The 669-nt window shown below is 37.4% G+C and carries 1 protein-coding gene; it reads right to left on the bottom strand.

Annotation, left to right across the window (positions count from 1 at the left end; genetic code table 11):
• Positions 1 to 208: 208 nt before the first annotated feature.
• Complete coding sequence (locus GO621_RS18730; protein ID WP_157569938.1) at positions 209 to 610, bottom strand: SMI1/KNR4 family protein; 402 nt, start codon at positions 608 to 610, stop codon at positions 209 to 211.
• Between the last annotated feature and the right edge of the window lie 59 nt (positions 611 to 669).

The raw sequence follows: 669 nt of genomic DNA, 5'->3' as shown, positions 1-669 counted from the left end.
AAGGCTTGGCGAAGAACTGGTATTTAAAACCCGTCAGCCCGAACCAAAGTTAAATTAATGTTTAAAAGTTCAATGCTTCTTTTACCAGCTAAATTTCTGTTCCTTCAGCCGAAACTGAAGCAAAATAGCAAAATAAAAGCTGATGTTTAATTTATCAGCCAGTTTTTTGCCAAACCAATGTTGGGCGTTCGTTATTCTTTTTCAATATCTATATATCAAATAGTTCTAAAATATTGTCTGCAACTTTTGTAGTTTCACCGGTTTCATGTTGCCAAACATAGATTGCTTCTTGAAACTTTCTATTTTCGGCTTTGTCTGGCAATAAAATAAGTTGGTCGCCATATCCGTTTGTTCCAATTGCAATCGCTGTTTCTGGAAAAGTCGCCCATTCTTTTGCCTTTTGTGTTTCAAGTCCAATGTGGTTGCACGTCCGGCTAATTCTCTTATTGTCGGTCTTGTCAAGAATAGGATAAAGTGTCCAGTCATCGTCCTCAGTAGAAACTTCGCCACCATTTTCCTCCAACATTTTTTGTACAAACACTTTCGGAAAAATAACATTCAGTTCGTTTTGTGCTTCGTCAACAAATTTTACGTCAAGTGGAAATGGCATATAGTTTGGTTATTATGTTTGTTGTGTCGGTTAGTTGGTTGGCATAATGACGCCCAACG

This window comes from Mucilaginibacter arboris (assembly GCF_009754915.1).
Lineage (GTDB): Bacteria > Bacteroidota > Bacteroidia > Sphingobacteriales > Sphingobacteriaceae > Mucilaginibacter_A > Mucilaginibacter_A arboris.
This window is presented reverse-complemented; position numbering and strand designations above follow the sequence as displayed.